1 protein-coding gene and 1 pseudogene are annotated in these 1796 nt (G+C 67.0%); one reads left to right on the top strand and one right to left on the bottom strand.

Annotated features, from left to right (window positions below; genetic code table 11):
* Window positions 1-1467 (top strand): biotin/lipoyl-containing protein (locus VHL31_RS25435; RefSeq protein ID WP_329664050.1); only part of this gene is annotated, 1467 nt, incomplete at its 5' end.
* Window positions 1468-1470: 3 nt separating this feature from the next.
* Here the strand turns inward: VHL31_RS25435 and VHL31_RS25430 are convergent.
* A pseudogene (locus tag VHL31_RS25430) lies at window positions 1471-1796 on the bottom strand (TetR/AcrR family transcriptional regulator); the annotation flags it as partial.

Raw genomic sequence — 1796 nt, 5'->3', positions numbered from 1 at the left:
ACCGAGGGGCTGGAGCGGGCCCGCTCGGAGGCGCGCTCCTCCTTCGGCGACGACCGGGTGTTCCTGGAGAAATATGTCGAGCAGCCCCGGCATATCGAGGTCCAGGTGCTGGGCGACAGGCACGGCCACGTCATCCACCTGGGCGAGCGGGAGTGCTCGATCCAGCGCCGCCACCAGAAGGTCATCGAGGAGGCACCGTCACCTTTCCTCGACGAGGCGACCCGGCAGGCCATGGGGGACCAGGCGGTCGCGCTGGCGCGGGCCGTCGGCTACCACTCAGCAGGCACGGTGGAGTTCATCGTCGACGCGCACCGCAACTTCTACTTCCTGGAGATGAACACCCGCCTCCAGGTCGAGCACCCGGTGACCGAGCTGGTCACGGGCCTGGACCTGGTCGAGTGGATGATCCGGATCGCCTGGGGCGAGCGGCTGACGCTCCAGCAGAAGGACGTGAGCCTTTCCGGCTGGGCGGTCGAGGCACGGGTCTATGCGGAGGATCCGTCGCGCGGCTTCCTTCCGTCAACCGGCCGCCTGCGTCGGTACGTTGCGCCGGTGGGCGAGGGCATCCGTGTCGATGCCGGCGTGGCCGAAGGCCTCGACGTCTCGATGTTCTACGACCCGATGATCGCGAAGCTCTGCGCCTATGCCGATGATCGCGCCACGGCGGCCGCGAGGCTGGCCGATGCGCTCGACGCCTATGTCATCCGCGGCCTCAGCCACAACATCGCGTTCCTGACCTCGCTCATCACCCATCCGCGGTTTCTGGAAGGCCGCCTGACCACGAACTTCATCGCCGAGGAGTATGGCGAGCGGTTCGAGGGGACGGTGCTGTCGCATCGGGTGAAGGAGGACTTGGCGGCGCTTGCGCTGGCCATGCGAACAGTCGAGGCGGACCGTGCCATGGCTGGCAGCGGCAAGCTGCCGGGCTGGAAGCCTGTCCATGTCGCCGAGTGGCTGGTCACGCTGGACGAGGAGCCGTTCGATCTCGTGCTGGAAGCGACTGGGTCCGCTGCGCCACGCGTTACCGTGAATCGGCGGGCGGTCTCGGTGAAGCTGGACTGGAGCCCTGGCCGGTTCATTGCATCTGCGGAAATCGACGGCCGTCGCCTGCTCGTCCAGGTCGACCGGCGCCCTGAAGGCTATCTCCTCACCCATCGCGGTGCGCAGGTCATGGCCCTGATCCGTACGCGCAAGGCAGCAGAATATGCCGCGCGCATGCCGAAGAAGCAGCCGCCGGATCTTTCCAAGTTCCTGGTTTCGCCCATGCCGGGCCTGATCGTCTCGGTGGCGGTGGAGGCAGGGCAGGAGGTGAAGGCAGGGCAGGAGCTCTGCGTATTGGAGGCCATGAAGATGGAGAACGTGCTGCGGGCGGAGCGCGACGCGGTTGTCGAGACGATCAAGGTCAAGGCAGGCGATGCCGTGGCGGCCGACCAGGTGCTGATGACCTTCGGTAGCACGGCTGCCTGACAGTCACTCCCTCGGCTGCTCGGCCTCGATCCCCTGAAGCAGCCATTGCATGATCCGTGATGCGACGGCCCCGGCCGTTCGACCATCCATGCCATAGTAGTCGCGCAGGAATTCCCAGGCGGCGGCGCTGTTGAGAAGCTGCATGCCTGCCGCAAGCGCCTCCACGTCTCCGTCGGGCATGGCACGGCTTAGCGGTGCCAGCGCGGCGGCAATGCCACGGCGCCGCTCTTCGGCGCCTTGCAGACGAAAGCCACGGCCTGTTTCTGTGTGCAGGGTGGCACGGATCAGGGCCTCGAACCGGTCGAAGCCCGCGAACGTCTCCTGCGGCA

Source organism: Geminicoccus sp. (assembly GCF_036263595.1).
Lineage (GTDB): Bacteria > Pseudomonadota > Alphaproteobacteria > Geminicoccales > Geminicoccaceae > Geminicoccus.
Note: the sequence above shows the minus strand (reverse complement) of the source record. Positions and strands in the feature narration are given on the sequence as shown.